The sequence below is a fragment of the Sphingopyxis sp. LC363 genome (assembly GCF_000756385.1).
Taxonomy (GTDB): Bacteria; Pseudomonadota; Alphaproteobacteria; order Sphingomonadales; family Sphingomonadaceae; genus Sphingopyxis.
Genome location: NZ_JNFC01000070.1, coordinates 1 through 689, shown reverse-complemented (window position 1 = coordinate 689; position 689 = coordinate 1). Strand labels below are relative to the sequence as shown.

Annotated in this window: 1 protein-coding gene; it reads left to right on the top strand. The window is 61.1% G+C overall.

All coding sequences use genetic code 11. The annotated features are described in order from the left end of the window. Nucleotides 1-55: 55 nt before the first annotated feature. On the top strand, nucleotides 56-689 hold a 634-nt coding region (locus FG95_RS18495; RefSeq protein ID WP_200880224.1), incomplete at its 3' end, for a strawberry notch C-terminal domain-containing protein.

Genomic DNA, 689 nt, shown 5'->3' with positions numbered 1-689 from the left:
GCCTGACCCGTCTCCGAACACTCTCTCTAACCCTCATAATATCTGGAGTGAAATCATGGAAAACCGAAGGAAACCTGCGCCTCGCGCCGCCACGCTCGACATAAACTGCGACTGCAAAGAACTCGTGATGGACTATCTTCAGGCGGCGTTTCCCACACGGGCCATGGAAGTAGTCAGCGATGAGGATGGCAATGAACGCTCGCGCCCGCTATCCGACGCCGACGGGAATCCGGTACATAGTCAAGAGGCGTTGCGGATTCGCGAGGACACGCTCGAACTGCTTGGCGCGATGCCGCCGATCGCGCCCGCCCTCGATGCCGTTATCGAGCGATTTGGGACCGACGCGGTTGCCGAGGTGACCGGACGAACGAAACGCCTCGTGCGTCTGCCGGACGGCAGCCAGAAACTGCAGTCGCGTTCGCCTTCGGCCTGCATGGCCGATGCCGACGCGTTCATGAACGGCGCCAAGCGCATTCTCGTCTTCTCGGACGCCGGTGGAACGGGTCGATCCTATCACGCCAGCCTCGATCACCAAAACCAGCAGCGCCGCGTTCACTTCCTACTTTTGACGTATTCCTCGTTGGATATCCTTAGCGCGGTACGGCCGCAGAGTCGACGGTTACGGGAGACTTGGCCGCGACACTTACGGCCGGGATCGGCTGCTGCTGTGTTGGCGGAGGGCGTAGCCC